Origin of the sequence: Methanocaldococcus sp. FS406-22 (assembly GCF_000025525.1) — an archaeon.
Taxonomy (GTDB): Archaea; AGJL01; Methanococci; order Methanococcales; family Methanocaldococcaceae; genus Methanocaldococcus.
Genome location: NC_013887.1, coordinates 1,465,235 through 1,483,755 on the forward strand (window position 1 = coordinate 1,465,235; position 18,521 = coordinate 1,483,755).

General features: G+C 32.0%; 17 protein-coding genes. 14 read left to right on the forward strand and 3 right to left on the reverse strand.

The features are described 5' to 3' along the window. Positions 1-69: 69 nt before the first annotated feature. From MFS40622_RS07535 to MFS40622_RS07580, 11 genes are all read left to right on the forward strand, one after another. On the forward strand, positions 70-1,776 hold the full coding sequence (locus MFS40622_RS07535) for a DNA/RNA helicase domain-containing protein (RefSeq protein WP_012981074.1): 1,707 nt from the start codon (positions 70-72) through the stop codon (positions 1,774-1,776). An 81-nt stretch (positions 1,777-1,857) separates the two neighbouring features. Beyond that, positions 1,858-1,971, forward strand: coding sequence for a DNA/RNA helicase domain-containing protein (locus MFS40622_RS09820; protein ID WP_156770007.1), 114 nt, complete (start codon positions 1,858-1,860; stop codon positions 1,969-1,971). A gap of 6 nt (positions 1,972-1,977) precedes the next feature. After that, complete coding sequence (locus MFS40622_RS07540) at positions 1,978-3,090, forward strand: pyridoxal phosphate-dependent aminotransferase (protein WP_012981075.1); 1,113 nt, start codon at positions 1,978-1,980, stop codon at positions 3,088-3,090. A 216-nt stretch (positions 3,091-3,306) separates the two neighbouring features. Continuing rightward, complete coding sequence (locus MFS40622_RS07545; RefSeq protein ID WP_012981076.1) at positions 3,307-6,216, forward strand: intein-containing RctB family protein; 2,910 nt, start codon at positions 3,307-3,309, stop codon at positions 6,214-6,216. Positions 6,217-6,385: 169 nt separating this feature from the next. Further along, positions 6,386-7,198, forward strand: coding sequence for a transketolase (locus tag MFS40622_RS07550; RefSeq protein WP_012981077.1), 813 nt, complete (start codon positions 6,386-6,388; stop codon positions 7,196-7,198). 23 nt (positions 7,199-7,221) lie between these two features. Then, on the forward strand, positions 7,222-7,887 hold the full coding sequence (rpe, locus tag MFS40622_RS07555) for a ribulose-phosphate 3-epimerase (protein ID WP_012981078.1): 666 nt from the start codon (positions 7,222-7,224) through the stop codon (positions 7,885-7,887). Between the two features lie 14 nt (positions 7,888-7,901). After that, positions 7,902-8,852, forward strand: coding sequence for a transketolase family protein (locus MFS40622_RS07560; RefSeq protein WP_012981079.1), 951 nt, complete (start codon positions 7,902-7,904; stop codon positions 8,850-8,852). 59 nt (positions 8,853-8,911) lie between these two features. Then, positions 8,912-9,874 (forward strand): TIGR00341 family protein, encoded by a 963-nt coding sequence (locus MFS40622_RS07565; RefSeq protein ID WP_012981080.1) that lies wholly within the window; start codon positions 8,912-8,914, stop codon positions 9,872-9,874. A 78-nt stretch (positions 9,875-9,952) separates the two neighbouring features. Continuing rightward, on the forward strand, positions 9,953-10,945 hold the full coding sequence (gene pdxS, locus MFS40622_RS07570; protein WP_012981081.1) for a pyridoxal 5'-phosphate synthase lyase subunit PdxS: 993 nt from the start codon (positions 9,953-9,955) through the stop codon (positions 10,943-10,945). Between the two features lie 130 nt (positions 10,946-11,075). Beyond that, positions 11,076-12,083, forward strand: coding sequence for a hydrogenase expression/formation protein HypE (gene hypE, locus MFS40622_RS07575; protein ID WP_012981082.1), 1,008 nt, complete (start codon positions 11,076-11,078; stop codon positions 12,081-12,083). Between the two features lie 33 nt (positions 12,084-12,116). Then, the gene (locus tag MFS40622_RS07580) at positions 12,117-13,292 is read left to right on the forward strand and encodes a bis-aminopropyl spermidine synthase family protein (protein WP_012981083.1); all 1,176 of its coding nucleotides are present in this window, start codon (positions 12,117-12,119) and stop codon (positions 13,290-13,292) included. A gap of 9 nt (positions 13,293-13,301) precedes the next feature. Here MFS40622_RS07580 and MFS40622_RS07585 read toward each other — a convergent pair whose 3' ends face one another. Further along, positions 13,302-14,318, reverse strand: coding sequence for a radical SAM protein (locus tag MFS40622_RS07585; RefSeq protein ID WP_012981084.1), 1,017 nt, complete (start codon positions 14,316-14,318; stop codon positions 13,302-13,304). 163 nt (positions 14,319-14,481) lie between these two features. Beyond that, on the reverse strand, positions 14,482-14,871 hold the full coding sequence (locus tag MFS40622_RS07590; protein ID WP_012981085.1) for a 30S ribosomal protein S8e: 390 nt from the start codon (positions 14,869-14,871) through the stop codon (positions 14,482-14,484). A 264-nt stretch (positions 14,872-15,135) separates the two neighbouring features. Between MFS40622_RS07590 and MFS40622_RS07595 the strand changes: the two genes are divergently transcribed. Then, positions 15,136-16,434 (forward strand): DASS family sodium-coupled anion symporter, encoded by a 1,299-nt coding sequence (locus tag MFS40622_RS07595; protein WP_012981086.1) that lies wholly within the window; start codon positions 15,136-15,138, stop codon positions 16,432-16,434. 18 nt (positions 16,435-16,452) lie between these two features. Here the strand turns inward: MFS40622_RS07595 and MFS40622_RS07600 are convergent, their stop codons facing one another. Further along, complete coding sequence (locus tag MFS40622_RS07600; RefSeq protein WP_012981087.1) at positions 16,453-17,307, reverse strand: lipopolysaccharide assembly protein LapB; 855 nt, start codon at positions 17,305-17,307, stop codon at positions 16,453-16,455. Positions 17,308-17,466: 159 nt separating this feature from the next. Here MFS40622_RS07600 and MFS40622_RS07605 point away from each other — a divergent pair, with 159 nt between their 5' ends. Together MFS40622_RS07605 and MFS40622_RS07610 are read left to right on the forward strand one after the other, a co-directional pair. Continuing rightward, complete coding sequence (locus MFS40622_RS07605) at positions 17,467-18,129, forward strand: 2,5-diamino-6-(ribosylamino)-4(3H)-pyrimidinone 5'-phosphate reductase (RefSeq protein ID WP_012981088.1); 663 nt, start codon at positions 17,467-17,469, stop codon at positions 18,127-18,129. Positions 18,130-18,241: 112 nt separating this feature from the next. Further along, on the forward strand, positions 18,242-18,451 hold the full coding sequence (locus tag MFS40622_RS07610) for a hypothetical protein (protein WP_012981089.1): 210 nt from the start codon (positions 18,242-18,244) through the stop codon (positions 18,449-18,451). The last annotated feature ends 70 nt before the right edge of the window (positions 18,452-18,521 follow it).

Sequence of the window (18,521 nt, forward strand, 5' to 3'; positions counted from 1 at the left end):
ATTAATGTAAGTAAAGCTGTTATTATAAATTTTTATTTAGTCAATTTTACTACAAATTAGGGGAGAGTTATGAAATACTACTGGGCTTCAACTGTTGAAAAATTTTTAAATGAAGATGTTTATAAGGAGATAGCCAAATATTCTAACAATATAAAACAACTAAATGCCTGGAAATCATCAATAAGTTATCTAAAAAAGATATTGGATGATGAAAGATTAAAAGAATTGTTTATAATTTTAGAATACAACATTCCACTAACCAATGAGAGAGTAGATGCCATTATCTTAGGAAAGTCTAACAATAAGACGTTAGCTCTACTTATAGAGATGAAAGGCTGGAGAAATTTTAAGCTTATCAATGACATATTTGTTGAGAGTGATTTGGGAAAGGCCATTCATTCAGAGTATCAACTTCTAAATTATTTGGGAAAGATGAGATATTCTTTTTCAGAGGCTGAGTCGTTTGATTTTAATGGAATTGTAGTTATGTATAATTCAAACTCAATAGAAGGATTTAACATTCCAGTATTTTTTAAAGAGGACGATGAAAAACTCAAAAGATATTTAAAACAACTCTTTACAGGAAAATTAGATGAGAATGAGATAAACAGATTCTTAAATGCCACTTACTCACAAAATAAAAATTTATTTGAGGCTATAAAAAGATATTATAATGAAATATCCTCAAAAAGCCACAAGGTTTTAGCTGAAGATGGATTTGGTCTATCTGAAAGCCAGATAAAGCTTTTATATGAAATTTTAGATGATTTAGAATCTAAAAGAAAAATTGTTTATTTGGTTAATGGAAAACCTGGGAGTGGAAAGACATTGGTAGCTATTCATTTACTGCTTAACGCCTTAAAAAATAATTATAAAACTGTACTGTGCTACAGAAACAATAGGTTAATAAACTCATTAAGGGAGATATTTAATTCAATAAAACCCGGTTTATCATCAGTTATTAAATTTTATTCCACTGGAAGAGGGTTTGGAGTTGCTGAAGATAAATTTAAAGGATATTTTGACTTAGTTATATACGATGAAGCCCAGAGAATGAGCTTAAATAATATAAAGGCTGCAATTAAAAGGGGTAGAGTTGTGGTTTTCTTCTATGATGAGGGGCAAATACTAAATGCTGAAGAAGAAGGAACTACGGAAAACTTTATTAAGGTGTTAGAAGATAGCAATGTTGAATATAAGCTTAGAACCTTAAATAGCATTCATAGAATTCCAGAAAGTTACGCAAATTGGGCAGAAGAATTCTTAAAAAATCCAAATACTGAGCCTAACTTCAAAGACTATGATTTTAGGGTTGTTGATAGCATTGAGGAACTTTTAGAACTACTGAAGGAGAAAAATAAAAAAGCTTTGATTGCAGCATTCACAGAATCTCCCGGAGACTTTAACAATCCATACTCAATAAAGAATTTGAGAATTGGGTATCCTCTCTACTCTGGCTTTGATTTGTATAAAAACTTTAATAAAAGGATATATTGGCTTATGCATCCAAAAAATGATTATGTTCCATTCTGGATTTATGGTGAGTGCAATAGGGGTCTGCCCAACATAGACAATTATAGACAATCATCTATGTTGAGCTTGGGTGTCATCAACCTCATCTCCCTCTGGGTTCATTGGGAGCATGTCGTCGGTCTCTTCCCCTGTCGAGGGGACCCCAACTCCTCCCATAGGTTTAAATTTAAAAACCTCTGCCCCCTTAGGTCTCCAGTATCACCCTCATCGGAGGCAGAATCCTACGATTTAAAATGTATATAAAGCAGTATATAAATATTTCGGAAATAAAAACACACAAATGGCTACATTTGTCTATGAATAATTGAACAGTTTTAAACGGCTATGAAGTTGTTGGTAAATAGGTATAGAATATTTTTAACAAGGGGGATTAAAGGGACTTATGTATTTTGTGAAGATGAAGAGACACGAAAATTCTTAAAGGATTTATTTAGGTGAAATAAAATGTTATCAAAAAGACTTTTAAATTTTGAATCATTTGAAGTTATGGATATTTTAGCATTAGCCCAAAAATTTGAAAGTAAGGGGAAGAAGGTTATACACTTAGAGATTGGAGAGCCGGATTTTGATACACCAAAGCCAATTGTTGATGAAGGAATTAAAGCTTTAAAGGAAGGTAATACTCATTATACTGACAGTAGAGGGATTTTAGAGTTAAGAGAAAAGATTAGTGAGCTATATAAAGATAACTACAAAGCAGATATAAATCCAGATAATATAATCATTACTGGAGGTAGCTCTTTAGGATTGTTTTTTGCCTTATCCTCAATAATAGATGAGGGAGATGAGGTTTTAATTCAAAATCCATGCTATCCATGCTATAAAAACTTTATTAGGTTCTTAGGAGCTAAGCCAGTGTTTTGTGATTTTACTGTTGAAAGCTTAGAGAAGCATTTGACAGACAAAACTAAGGCAATAATTATAAATTCTCCTTCAAATCCATTAGGAGAGGTTGTAGATAAGGAGATTTACGAATTTGCCTATGAAAACATCCCTTATATCATCTCTGATGAAATCTACAATGGATTAGTTTATGAAGGAAGATGTTATTCAGCAATTGAGTTTGATGAAAATTTGGAAAAGACCATATTAGTTAATGGATTCTCTAAGCTCTATGCGATGACTGGATGGAGGATTGGTTATGTTATCTCTAACGATGAAATAATAGATGCTATATTAAAACTACAGCAGAATATATTTATTTCTGCTCCAACTGTATCTCAATATGCCGCATTAAAAGCCTTTGAAAAAGAAACTGAAAAAGAGATAAACAGCATGATAAAAGAATTTGATAGAAGGAGGAAATTAGTTTTAAAATATGTTAAAGATTTTGGATGGGAGGTTAATAATCCAATTGGAGCTTACTATGTGTTTCCAAATATTGGGAAAGATGGGAGGGAGTTTGCTTATGAATTATTGAAAGAGAAGTATGTTGCTCTAACTCCTGGGATAGGTTTTGGTAGTAAAGGGAAAAACCACATAAGGATTAGCTACGCTAATTCTTACGAAAACATTAAAGAGGGTTTAGAGAGAATTAAGGAGTTTTTAGACAAATAATTAAGCAAAAAATTTATAAAGGTCTTATATTATGAATAATTCTTAGATAAAGCTAAATTTAGTTTTGAGAATTTTAAAACACTTTGAATTTAAATTATGAACAGAGAATTTAATGACTATTCCAAATATGAAATATTGCCAACAAAACAGCCATGATAATAAATACCATAAAGAAAAGATATGCTTATTAGTAAAAATGAAACATGGTGATGCATCATGAAGGATATTTTAAAGAGAGTTTCTGATGTAGTTTGGGAATTACCTAAGGATTACAAAGATTGTATGAGAGTCCCTGGAAGGATATATTTAAATGAAATTTTATTAGATGAGTTAGAACCAGAGGTTTTAGAGCAAATAGCGAATGTTGCATGCTTACCTGGGATTTATAAGTATTCTATAGCCATGCCAGATGTCCACTATGGTTACGGGTTCGCGATTGGCGGAGTAGCGGCTTTTGACCAAAGAGAGGGAGTTATAAGCCCTGGAGGAGTCGGTTTTGATATCAACTGCCTTACACCAAACTCAAAAATATTGACAGAGGATGGATACTTTATAAAATTAGAAAAACTAAAAGAAAAATTGGATTTACATGTTAAGATTTATAATACAGAAGAAGGGAAAGAAAAGGATTCAAACATATTATTTGTCTCTGAAAGAGATGCAAAAGAAAAAATAATAAGGATAAAGACAGAATTTGGGAGAGTTTTAGAAGGAAGTAAAGACCATCCAGTTTTAACACCAAATGGTTATGTTCCAATGGGTATGTTAAAAGTAGGGGATGAAATAGTAGTTTATCCTTATGAAGGGGTTGAATATGAAGAGCCATCAGATGAGATAATATTGGACGAGAGTGATTTTGCAGAGTATGATAAACAGATTATTAAATACCTAAAAGATAAAGGATTATTACCATTTAAAATGAACAACAAAAATATTGGGATTATCGCAAGGTTGTTAGGATTTGCCTATGGAGATGGAAGCATAATTAAAGAAAATGGAGATAGAGAGAGATTGTACGTTGCATTTTATGGAAGGAAAGAGACATTATTAAAAATTAAGGAAGATTTAGAGAAATTAGGAATAAAGGCTTCAAAAATATATTCAAGAAAGAGAGAGGTTGAAATAAAAAATGCCTATGGAGATGAATACATAAGTCTATGTGAAGACAACTTTATAAAAATAACTTCAAAGGCATTTGCATTGTTTATGCATAAATTAGGAATGCCAATTGGTAAGAAGACAGAGCAATCGTACAAAATCCCAGTATGGATAAAAAAAGCACCAAAATGGGTAAAGAGGAATTTCTTAGCTGGATTGTTTGGAGCTGATGGAAGCAAAGTTGTGTTTAAAAATTACACACCATTGCCAATAAACTTAACAATGTCAAAGAGTGAAGAGCTAAAAACAAATATTTTAGAGTTTTTAAATGATATTAGGCTATTATTAGCCGAGTTCGGAATTGAGAGTATGATTTATGAGATAAAAGCCTTAGATGGTAGAGTTTCATATAGATTAGCAATTGTTGGAGAAGAGAGCATAAAGAACTTCTTAGGAAAAATAAACTACGAATATTCAGAGGAGAAAAAAGTTATTGGATTGTTAGCTTATGAATACTTAAAGAGAAAAGATGCTATAAAAGAGATAAGAAGGAAATGTATTGAAAAAGCAAAAGAGTTATATGAAAAAGGATTATCTATTTCAGAAATTTTGGAAATAGACAAATTTAGAAATGAGTTTATAAACAGGAGGTTAATTGAAAGAGCAATATATGGAAAGCTAAATGAGGATGATGTAAGAGTTTCAACAAAATTCCCAAAGTTTGAAGAGTTCATTAAAGAATACGAGGTTAGAGGAGGATTTGTAATAGATAAGATAGAGGAGATTGAAGAAATCTCCTATGATTCAAAATTGTATGATGTTGGAATAGTAAGTAAAGAACACAACTTTATAGCAAATAATATAGTTGTTCATAATTGCGGAGTTAGGCTTATAAGAACAAATTTAACAAAAGATGAAGTAGAACCAAAAATAAAAGAGCTTGTAAAAACTTTATTCAAAAATGTTCCATCTGGTTTAGGAAGTAAAGGAATTTTAAAGTTCAGCAAAAGTGTTATGGATGATGTTTTAGAGGAAGGAGTTAGATGGGCTGTTAAAGAGGGCTATGGATGGAAGGAAGATTTGGAGTTTATTGAAGAACATGGCTGTTTAAAAGATGCAGATGCTTCCTATGTTTCAGATAAGGCAAAAGAGAGAGGAAGAGTTCAATTAGGAAGTTTAGGAAGTGGAAACCACTTCTTAGAAGTTCAGTATGTTGAAAAGGTATTTGATGAGGAAGCTGCTGAAGTATTTGGAATTGAAGAGAATCAAGTAGTTGTTATGGTTCACACAGGTTCAAGAGGTTTAGGGCATCAAATCTGCACTGACTATTTAAGAACTATGGAGAAAGCAGCTAAGAATTATGGAATAAAACTTCCAGATAGGCAGTTGGCATGTGCTCCATTTGAATCGGAAGAGGGGCAGAGTTACTTTAAGGCAATGTGTTGTGGAGCAAACTATGCATGGGCAAATAGACAGATGATTACACACTGGGTTAGGGAGAGCTTTGAGGAAGTATTTAAAATACATGCTGAAGATTTAGAAATGGGAATAGTTTATGATGTAGCCCACAACATTGCTAAGAAAGAAGAACACATAATAGATGGAAGAAAGGTAAAAGTTATAGTGCATAGAAAAGGAGCTACAAGAGCATTTCCACCAAAACATGAGGCAATTCCAAAAGAATATTGGAGTGTTGGACAACCAGTTATTATTCCAGGAGATATGGGAACAGCTTCCTATTTAATGAAAGGGACGGAGATTGCTATGAGAGAAACGTTTGGTTCAACAGCTCATGGAGCTGGTAGAAAGCTAAGTAGAGCTAAAGCTTTAAAGCTATGGAAGGGTAAAGAGATACAAAAAAGATTGGCAGAGATGGGAATCATTGCAATGAGTGATTCAAAGGCAGTAATGGCAGAGGAAGCCCCAGAGGCATATAAGAGTGTTGATTTAGTTGCTGATACGTGCCATAAAGCTGGAATATCCCTAAAAGTAGCAAGAATGAGACCATTAGGGGTTATTAAGGGATAATATTTTTTATTTTTTGAATAACAAAAATTGATATAAATAAAATATAAATATGGGTAGTTACAATTTTAGCTTAAGTTATTGTGAGATTTTTTGGTTATTTTTTACCTTATTTTTTAATTAATTTTAGTTAAAATAGTTTTTAACATGGGGAATATTAAATGGTGAAAACATGGAAATTAGGGATTTAGAAAAAATAGCTAAGAGAGTTAGGTATAAAATAGTTAAAATGGTTGGTTTAGCAAAGTCAGGACATCCTGGAGGTTCGTTATCAGCAACTGATATTATAGTGGCTTTATACTTTAAACTAATGAACTACGACCCAAAAAATCCATATAAAAAAGATAGAGATAGGTTTGTTTTAAGTAAGGGACATGCAGCTCCTGCTTTATATGCTGTTTTGGCTGAGTTAGGGATAATAGAAGAGGAAGAGTTGTGGAAATTGAGAAGATTGGAAGGAAAATTGCAAGGACACCCATCAATGGATACACCAGGAGTTGAGATTTGTACAGGTTCATTAGGGCAAGGATTTTCAGCAAGTGTAGGGATGGCTTTAGGATGTAAGTTAGATAAATTAAATAACTATGTTTATGTCTTATTAGGAGATGGAGAGTGCCAAGAAGGGATAGTTTGGGAAGCTGCAATGGCAGCAGCTCACTATAAATTAGATAACTTAATTGCCTTTGTTGATAGAAATAAATTGCAGATAGATGGATGTACAGAGGATGTTATGAGCTTAGGAGATTTAAAAGCTAAATTTGAGGCATTTGGATGGGATGTTTTTGAAATAGATGGACATAACTTTGAAGAAATTATAAATACAGTAGAAAAAGCCAAAACTCTAAAGAATGGAAAGCCGAAGATGATTATTGCTTATACAGTTAAAGGTAAAGGAGTCTCATTTATGGAAAATAATGTAGCTTTCCATGGAAAAGCACCAAATGAAGAGCAACTAAAGCAGGCATTGGAGGAGTTAAGTGAATAAAATTTTATTTTTTGGTGATTTAGATGATTAAAATTGGAGCTTCAATACTATCAGCTGATTTTGGACATTTAAAGGAGGAAATCAGAAAAGCTGAGGAAGCAGGAGTTGATTTCTTCCATGTTGATATGATGGATGGGCATTTTGTCCCTAACATAAGTATGGGAATTGGAATAGCGAAATATGTTAAAGAAATAACAAAACTACCTGTTGATGTGCATTTAATGGTTGAAAACGTTGATTTATTTATTAATGAGTTTGAAAATATGGATTATATAACCTTCCACATAGAGGCTGTGAAATTCCCATTTAGAACAATAAATAGGATTAAAAGTATTGGGGCTGAGCCTATAGTAGCTTTAAATCCAGCAACACCTTTGGATAGGATAGAGTATATTTTAGGAGAAGTTCATGCCGTCTTAATAATGACTGTTGAACCTGGCTTCTCAGGGCAGAAGTTTATTCCAATTATGACAAAGAAGATTGAAAAATTAAAAAATATGATTGTTGAGAACGGTTATGATACAAAAATCTTTGTTGATGGTGGAATAAATGTTGAAACAGCTCCTTTGGCAGTGAAAGCTGGGGCGGATGTTTTAATTGCTGCATCTGCAATATTTGGGAAAGGAGATGTTAAAACAGCTGTTGAAAAGTTAAAAAATTCAGCATTAAAAGCTTTAAATGAAAAGTAATTAGGTGAAGAATCATGGTTAAGTTGAGTGGAGTTTATAAAGGAATGAGGAAGGGTTATGGGGAGACATTAATAGAGTTAGGTAAAAAATATGAGAATTTGGTAGTTTTGGATGCTGATTTGTCTGGTTCTACACAAACAGCCATGTTTGCTAAAGAATTCCCAGATAGATTTTTCAATGCTGGAGTTGCAGAGCAGAACATGATTGGAATGGCTGCAGGATTAGCAACAACTAACAAAATTGTCTTTGCTTCATCATTCGCAATGTTTGCCTCTGGAAGAGCATGGGAGATAATAAGGAACTTAGTGGCATATCCAAAGTTAAATGTGAAGATTGTTGCAACACATGCTGGAATTACCGTTGGAGAGGATGGAGCTTCCCACCAAATGTGTGAGGACATAGCTATAATGAGGGCAATCCCAAACATGGTTGTTATTGCCCCAACTGATTACTATCATACAAAAAATGTTATTAGAACTATAGCAGAGTATAAAGGCCCTGTTTATGTAAGAATGCCAAGAAGAGATACTGAGATAATTTATGAGAGTGAGGAAGAGGCAACATTTGAAATAGGAAAAGGAAAGGTTTTAGTTGATGGAGAGGATTTAACTATTATAGCAACTGGAGAGGAAGTGCCAGAGGCTTTAAGAGCTGCAGAAGTATTAAAAGAAAATGGAATATCAGCTGAAATTGTAGAGATGGCTACAATAAAACCAATAGATGAAGAAATAATTAAAAAATCAAAGGACTTTGTTGTTACTGTTGAAGACCATAGCATTATTGGCGGTTTAGGAGGAGCTGTTGCTGAGGTTATTGCCTCAAATGGCTTAAATAAAAAACTCTTAAGAATTGGAATCAATGATGTATTTGGAAGAAGTGGAAAGGCAGATGAGCTTTTAAAATACTATGGCTTAGATGGAGAAAGCATAGCTAAGAGAATTATAGAAGAAATGAAGAAAGAATAAATAAAAATCTATTTTATTTAATTTTTAAATATTTTCAAATAATTTTTTATGTTGGGATTATGAAGCTTAGATTTATTGAATGCCACATACCTAAGCATTTGTTTATGGGAATTGATGAAATAAAACAATGGGAGGGGGTTATTTGGGCTAATGTTGTAACTGATGGAGCAATTTCAACTATACAAATCTTAACAACGTTAAAAGATAGTGAGAAGATTGTTGATAAACTTAAAGAGAGGTATGGTGGAGCAAACTATAGGGTTGTTGTATTTGAGCCAACAATGACATACCCACCAATTGAAGAGGAAGAAGAGAAAGAAAAACCAGAGAGATTGATTAGAGAGGAGTTATACAACATAGCTTCAGATATTGCAAATCTAAGTAAAGAAAATATGCTAATGCTTATATTATCAACGATTGTTGCCATAGCAGGAATTTATAAAGATGATGTTGCTTTATTGATTGCTTCAATGATTATAGCTCCTTTATTAGGGCCGAATATAGCCTTATCATTATCAATTACAGTAGCAGATTACAAATTGGCATTGAAGAGTATAAAGACTCTAATAATTGAGTTGATTTTTGTTATAATTCTATCAATGATTGCTGGGCATTATCTGCCTGTATCTTTAGATAATCCACAGATACATTCGAGAATTACCTTAGATTTTTGGAGTATTATTATAGCTTTATCAGCAGGAATTGCTGGAAGTTTATCAACAATATCCAACATTTCATCGATTGCTGTTGGTGTTATGATAGCTATTGCTTTACTTCCCCCATTAGTTGTTTTTGGTTTGTTAATAGGGGCTGGATATGTTGAGCAGAGTTTTTCAGCGTTAATTTTATTTTTAATAAATATGATAGCAATAAATTTATCTGCAGTTGTTATATTCTCGTCTTATGGAATTTCCCCATATAGATGGTGGAAAAAAGAGGAGGCAAAGAGATATACCTTATATGCAATTTTATTATGGGTTACATTATTTATAGCAATATTTGTGCTAATATACTACCACTAAATTAAAAATATATAGTTGAAGATTATAACTTCATAGCAAACTTTTATTAAATAACTTATAATTTATGGAGGGATAGTTATGAAAAAGGGAACTGACTTATTAAAGAAAGGATTTGCTAAGATGGTTAAGCATGGAGTTGTAATGGATGTTACTAATGTTGAACAAGCACAAATAGCCGAAGAAGCAGGAGCTGTTGCAGTTATGGCTTTGGAGAGAGTTCCAGCAGATATTAGGGCAGCTGGTGGAGTTGCGAGAATGTCAGACCCAGCTTTAATTGAGGAGATAATGGATGCTGTCTCAATTCCAGTTATGGCTAAATGTAGAATTGGACATACAAAAGAGGCAGAGGTTTTAGAGGCTATTGGAGTAGATATGATTGATGAGAGTGAAGTTTTAACCCAAGCAGACCCATTCTTCCACATATATAAGAAGAAGTTTAAAGTTCCATTTGTCTGTGGGGCAAGAAACTTAGGAGAGGCAGTTAGAAGAATCTGGGAAGGAGCGGCTATGATTAGAACTAAAGGAGAGGCAGGAACTGGAAATATAGTTGAGGCTGTCAGACATATGAGATTGATGAACGAAGCTATAGCTCAATTGCAGAGAATGACTGATGAAGAGATTTATGGTGTAGCTAAATTCTATGCAAACAGATATGCAGAGTTAGCTAAAACTGTTAGAGAAGGAATGGGATTGCCAGCAACTGTTTTAGAAAATGAACCAATCTATGAGGGCTTTACATTGGCTGAGATTGTTGATGGATTGTATAAAGTTTTATTAGAGGTTAAAAAATTAGGAAGATTGCCAGTAGTTAATTTTGCAGCTGGAGGGGTTGCAACTCCAGCAGATGCAGCTTTAATGATGCAACTTGGTTCTGATGGAGTGTTTGTTGGTTCTGGAATCTTTAAATCAGAGAATCCATTAGAAAGAGCGAGAGCAATTGTTGAAGCTACCTATAATTATGATAAGCCAGATGTTGTTGCTGAAGTCAGCAAGAATTTAGGAGAGGCAATGAAAGGGATAGATATAACCCAAATAAGTGAGGCAGAGAAGATGCAATATAGAGGAGATTAAATTTGGTTATCTATCTTTTATTTTCTTGCTTTATTTTTATTTTTATTCATTTGATTAAACTTAGATTCAGTAGAGGACTATAAATTATATATTAAAACATTTAAGTATTCAATAAAAATGGGTAGAGATTATGAAAATCACAAGAATGCATGGAGCTGGAGGAAAGGTAATGCAGGAGCTTATAAAAGATGTAATTTTAAAAAATTTAGAACTAACAGCAGTTAATGGGGGAATTGGTTTAGAAAGCTTAGATGATTCAGCAACCATTCCAATAGGAGATAAAGAGATTGTTTTTACTGTTGATGGACATACAGTTAAGCCGATATTCTTCCCAGGTGGAGATATAGGTAGATTAGCAGTTAGTGGAACTGTAAATGATTTGGCGGTTATGGGAGCTAAACCGTTGGCTCTATCTCTGTCTTTAATAATTCCAGAAGGTTTCAGCTTGGAAGATTTAGAGAAAATAGTTAAATCAATAAACGAAACTTCTAAAGAGGCAGAAGTAGCAATAATAACAGGAGATACAAAGGTATCTGATGGTGTTGATGATATTATCATTTCAACAGCTGGAATAGGGATTGTTGATAGAGGAAAGGCAATAAGGGATTGTAATGTTCAAGAAGGAGATGCAATAATAGTTTCTGGAAATATAGGAGAACATGGATTAGCAATTTTATTATCAAGGGAAGGATTTGATTTTGAAACAAATATAAAATCAGATGTAGCTCCAATAAATAAATTAATTGAGAGGGTTTTAGAAGAAGGCATTCAAATAAATGCCATGAAAGACCCTACAAGAGGAGGTTTGGCAGATGCATTAAATGAGATGGCTGAAAAGAGCAATGTGGGAATAACTATTTTTGAAGATAAAATTCCAATAAGTGATGAAGTTCAGTCAATTTGTGATATTCTTGGATTAGACCCTTTAACTATAGCAAATGAAGGAAAGGTAGTTATGGCTGTTAAAAAGGAAGATGCCGAAAGATGCTTAGAGATTTTGAGAGAGCATCCATTAGGAAAGAATGCTGAGATTATTGGCTATGCTACAAAAGAACATAAAGGAGTCATTATGGAGACGATCGTTGGTAGGAGAATCGTAGATATGCCGATTGGAGACCCAATACCAAGAGTGTGTTAATCTTTATTAATTTTCCTTATTTTTGGTGAAATAATGAAAATCATTGGAAAAATTGGAAAAGGTAAAGTAGAAATTGATGAAAAGGCAAAGTTCTCAATACTTTTAGATAGTGTTGCTAAAAAAGCTGATATTGCTGAGGGAAAGAGGGCTGTAGAGGATATAATTAGAGTTATTTATAGACATCAGCCAATATCAACAAAAAAGATTGGTCAAAAGACAAGATTACCATTACCGATAATTGCCAAGGTTAGAACTATCTTAGAGAGAGAAAAAATATTAAAGAGAACTGAAAGAGGAGCTGAGCTAACAGATTTAGGTAAAGAATTTGCTGAAAACATTTTAAAATTGAAGTATAAAAAATCTCTTACCTGCAAAACTTGTAATGGTAGAGGAATAGTTTTAGATGAATTTTTTGAAGATATTTTAAATAAGGTTAGAGTTTGGGCTAAAAAAAGACCATTGGTAGATACAACAATAGACCAATCCTTTGCAACACCAGAAACATCCACTTATAGGGCTGCTTTAATGTATGAAAGAGGAGATTTAGAAGGTAAGAGAATTTTATTTGTTGGAGATGATGACCTAACTTCTTTACCAACAGCTCTAACAAATATGGCTGAAGAGATAGTAGTTGTAGATATAGATGAGAGGATTTTAAAACTTATAGAAAAATTTTCACAAAAAGAAAATGTTAAGATTAAAACTATCAAGCATGATTTAAGAAATCCACTACCAAAAGATTTAAAAGAGAGGTTTGATGTGGTCTCAACAGACCCGCCATATACTGTTAATGGTTTAAAGTTATTTTTATCAAGAGGTATAGAAGCGTTAGGAAAAGAAGGGATAGCTTATCTTTCCTATTCTCACAAACCAATAGATGAATGGCTCTCTATTCAAAAAGCAATTACTGATATGGGTTTTGTTATTTCAGAGTTGATTCCAAACTTTAATTATTATGAAGGTAGTGAGATAATTGCAAACACAACATTTATAGCGAGATTAGTTGGGAAAAATTTGAAGATAAATATTGGAGACACTGAGAAGATATATACTGGTTTAGTTAAGCCAGTTATAAGATATTATAAATGCCTAAAATGTGGAAAGGTTCATAAAGTTGGAGAAGAGGTTAAAAAAGTTGAGGATTTAGTTTGTGAATGTGGAGGGAAGAAATTTAAAATGATTAAGAGGGAAAAGTTGAAAAATGAATAATTAAAATATTTAATCATAAATTAAATCTAACTTATATTCCTCTGCTAATTCTAATGCCTTCTCTATCTCATCATAAGTTAATCTTCTGTTTATATCAGGATATTCCTTAGCTTTATATTCTGGGCGATATTGAAACATAACATTAACTACAGCGTTATCTAAATTTTTTGAGATGAAGTCAAATATTCTCTCTGTGCAACAATCTAAGTGGTTTGGCATTACTAAATGCCTTATTATAACTTCCTCATCTTTTATAAGCAAGTGATTTCTTCCAACTATATCAAAATAGTTTTTAACTTTTGATAATCTCTCCCCACATTCATTATTTCCAAACTTAAAGTCAGTTAAATATACATCGACAACTCCTTTTAACAAATACATTCCTTTAACAGTTAGATACATATTTGAATTCCAAACTACTGGGATGTTTTTATCCAAATAGTTTAGAGTTTTTAAAATACTCAATAAATGTGGTGTTGGGTCTCCACCAACAAAATTGACGTTTTTTGAATAATCTCTCTTATGTTTAATAATTTTAGCCATTTCTTTCGGATTATATGGAATACAGTGGTTAGGAATTGTCGTATCAAAATAAACTTGAGATATATCCCAATTTTGGCAGAAAACACATTTAAAATTACATCCACAGAAGAAAATTGTATGTGATGGAACTAAAACTCTCTCCTCCCCAAGATGCAAAAATTCTGTTGAATAATAGCTTTCTTTTATCCTGCAAAACCCTCTCTCAAACTCTCTATTTGCATAGCATCTATGCTCACAAAAATGGCAATTTCTAAATATTCTCTTGGCAATCTCTACTTTTAAGTCCAATAGATTTGGTTTCACAAACTCCAAGTTATTAAAATCAAAATCATCAAAATCTACTTTTTTCAAAATCTTGTTATGGATTTCCCATAACTCATTTAGTTCTAATCCATTGAATTCTTCAACTTCTATACACTTGGCTATCATAAACTTTGCTGGAGCCAAATCTCTTGAGATGGCTAAGTATCTGCTAAGTTTCATGTTAATTTTCAAAGTTTCACCAATTATTATGGTGGTTATAAAACTCTTCTATATTTTTTATTTTTAAATCATTTTATTTGAAAATAGCTATAATCTTGTAACTGTAAATTTAAATACACAAATTATATGAGGTATAAAAAATTAAAGATTATTATTGAAAAGTTTATTCTTTAATTAACACTGCATTAACTGTTCCATCCTGTCCTGGTCTTGATGTAACTTTTGCCAATCCAATCTCTGTTTCAATAATTGCTCCTTTTGTTATAACGTTTCTTCTGACATAGTGGATGTTTGCCTTGTTTTCTCTAACTGTTATTATCTTAACCTTCTTACAAACTCCTGTTTCTGGGTCTAATACGTTAGCGAATCCTGTTCTAACAACCTTAACCTTTAAGTTTCCTCCTCTTGTTCTAACCTTTTTTATTCTAAATGCCTCTTCTGCTACGTGTGTTTCTATAGGTTCTCTACCCATTTCATATTTTCTCTTTTTTCTTGCTAATCTATATAATCCACCTGTTGGCTTTCTTCTACTTTTTCCTTGCCATACACTCATATTAACACCTGTAATAATTGTTTTTAATGTTTTTCAACTGGATTTCTTTCTTATTATTTTGTTATTTCATGTCTTTTGGTTAATTTATTCCAAATACTCCATAAATTCTATAATTTTTTACTTTAAGTTTTGTTTTGTAAAAGAGACACGGGTCAGGCCATGCGAGTCTATGAATAATGAATAAACATACAAGAGATATAAAAACTTAACTATTAACATACCTAAGTTATAAAGTAAAGAAATAAATCTGGTGGGGGAGGGATAATGAGATTATCCAAAGAATTTATAGGTTTGGGGATGATTATAGCTTCTCTTATTTTTAGCTCAACTTTACCAGACATCTACAAAGGTATTGTTATATTGATAGTTGTTGGATGTTTGTGGTTTTTTGAATTACTGCCTCTTCCAGTTACATCCTTAGCAATACCAATCATGGCAGTGTTTTTAGGAATTTTTAATTTAAAAGAGGCTTTAACATACTTTGCCCATCCAATAATATTTTTATTCTTAGGAGGATTTATGCTTGCACAAGCATTAAAAAATCATAATTTAGATAAATTTATTGCCTATAAGCTGTTAAATTATGGAAAGGATTTTAAAACTACTTGCTTTTTAATGTTTTTATCAGCATATTTTTTGTCTATGTGGATTAGTAACACATCTGCCACGTTAATTTTATTACCTATAGCTCTTGGCCTATTACATAAAAAAACTGATAAGTTGAGGGATTTTTTATTGTTAGGAATTGCTTACTCTGCCTCTATAGGTGGGATAGCAACAATTATTGGCTCCCCACCAAATGCCATAGCAAGTAGTTATTTAGATTATGGATTTTTTAGCTGGTTTAAAGCTGGATTTCCAATAAGCTTATTGTTATTTTTAATCTCTACTTTAACATTATATATTTATTTCAAAAACTGGATTCCAAAAGAAGATATTGCTATTCAAGCAAGAGTAGAGCTAAGCACAGATGCTTATAAATTATTAGCTATATTTTTATTGATAGCTTTACTCTGGATAATTAGTGATTATTTAAGTGAAATTTTTAATGTCCAATATTTTGATTCAGTTATTGCTATATTTGCCATAATTTTATTGTTTGTATTTAATTTAGTTAAAGTTGATGATTTTAAGAAAATAGATTGGGGAACTTTGATTTTATTTGGCGGAGCTTTATGTTTAGGAGGAGTTATTGTTAAAAGTGGAGCTAACACATTTTTATCTGAAAAACTTATAGCTATATTAGGTAATTTAAGCCCAATTGCGGTTTTATTTGCAGTAATTACAATAACAATAATTCTAACTAATTTTATAAGCAACACGGGATTGACTGGAATATTAGCCCCAATCCTATTTGGAGCATCTTTGGGAATTCCAAAAGAGATTTTAATATTGGCAATTGGTATATCAGCATCATGTTCTTTTATTTTACCTGTTGGAACACCACCTAATGCTATTGTATATGGTGAAGGTGTCAAAAAAGAAGAGATGATGAAAGTTGGAGCGGTTTTATCAATACTCTCTGCAACTGTAATAACTTTGTATTTTCTTCTCTATATATAAACCGTTATAATAAAGCAATTATTCATTTGAATAATAGGAGAATATCTCGTCATATATCTTCAATGCTTTATCTAACTCTCCTAGTTTTTCATATGCTATAGCTTTACCAAGTCGGGCTCCCAAATGAAATGGATTTCTCTCTAAAACTTTATCAAATGCGTCAATTGCCTCTTTAAACTCCTTTAATCTTAAATGAACAAGGCCTAGGTTAAATAAAACCCCTACGTCATCAGGTCTAATTTCCGAGGCTCTTTTTAATGTTATTATCGCTTCTGAAAGCTTATTTAATGAAATTAGTATCTGGGCTTTCTTTATAAGGGCCAATAGAAAGTCAGGTTTTATTTCCAGAGCTTTATTTAAACAGTTTAATGCCTCTTCAAGTTCTCCCAATTTATGTAAAACTAAAGCTTTACCGTAAAAAGCTGTAATATTTGGAGTAATTTCTAACACTTTGTTGTAACATTCTAATGCATCTTCATATCTCCCAAGCTTTCTAAGAATTTCCGCCTTTCTAAGCCATGCTGGGACTAAAAATGGGTTAATCTTTAAAATTTCATCATATTCTTTTAAACTCTTATCTATCACATTTAGATGTTCATAAACATGAGCTTTCAAATATTTCACAATAGCATTATTGGGATTTGACTCTAATGCTTCATCTAATAATTTCAATGCGTTTTCAAAGTCACCAGTTATACTCAGTAAAAGCCCTTTTAGAAAATTAGTAATAGGATGGTCTGGAGGTACTTTTAATATATCCTCCAATACTTCTATAGATTCATCAATTTTGTTCAATGCCTTAGACATTAGTTCATTATTATTTTCCTGATTTATTAGATTATTCATATCGTTTCCATTTTTAGATTTACTCATGAACCTCCCCACACAGTAAATTTTTATAGTAACAGTAAATTCTTAGATTGTTTAATGTAAATGCGTATTCTTACCATTATATATTTAGCTATGTTCAATTATATAAAACTTAAGTTTTATTTAACTAAACATTGAAAATTGGTAAAATTGGTGATATCAATGGAAAAAAAGCCATATGTTATATCTAACGTAGGCATGACCTTAGATGGGAAGTTAGCAACTATAAATAACGACTCAAGAATTTCATGTGAAGAGGATTTAATAAGGGTTCATAAAATTAGGGCAAATGTTGATGGAATTATGGTTGGTATTGGGACTGTTTTAAAGGACAACCCAAGATTAACAGTCCATAAGATTAAAAGTGATAGAAATCCTGTTAGAATAGTTGTTGATAGTAAGCTAAGAGTTCCACTAAATGCAAGAGTTTTAAATAAAGATGCTAAAACCATTATCGCAACAACAGAAGATGGTGATGAAGAGAAAGAAAAGAAAATAAAAATCTTAGAGGATATGGGCATAGAGGTTGTTAAATGTGGTAGAGGAAAGGTAGATTTAAAAAAATTGATGGAGATTTTATATGATAAGGGAATAAAAAGCATCTTATTGGAAGGAGGAGGAACTTTAAATTGGGGGATGTTTAAAGAGGGTTTAGTTGATGAAGTCTCTGTTTATATAGCTCCAAAAATATTTGGTGGGAAAGATACCCCTACATATGTAGATGGAGAAGGGTTTAAAACAGTTGATGAGTGTGTTAAATTAGAATTAAAAAACTTTTATAGGTTGGGAGAAGGAATTGTGTTGGAATTTAAGGTAAAGAAATAATCATAATGTTTAAATAATATTAGGTATAACACTACATTATAAGGATTATACATTAACGTAATATCAAAGGATATTTTGCAATACAATTAGCTAAAACTTTTAAGGGAACATTATGAGCTCAGTTATCAAAAAAATAGAACATATAGAAATTGAATTACATAAATTAAAAGCGGAACTTATGCCTGAGGAGATTCCAGAAGATGAAGGATTTAAAAAATATTCTGAAGAGGAGTTAAATAGCTTTTATGATGAGTTAAAAAAGCCAGAATTTTGGGGAACTGAAGAAGAACTCTTTAAATTATTAAACGATGATGAAGAATAACTCTTTTAACAAAAATAAAAATAGAAATATAGAATTTATTTTTTATATACTTTTTCTCTTCTTTCCAAAT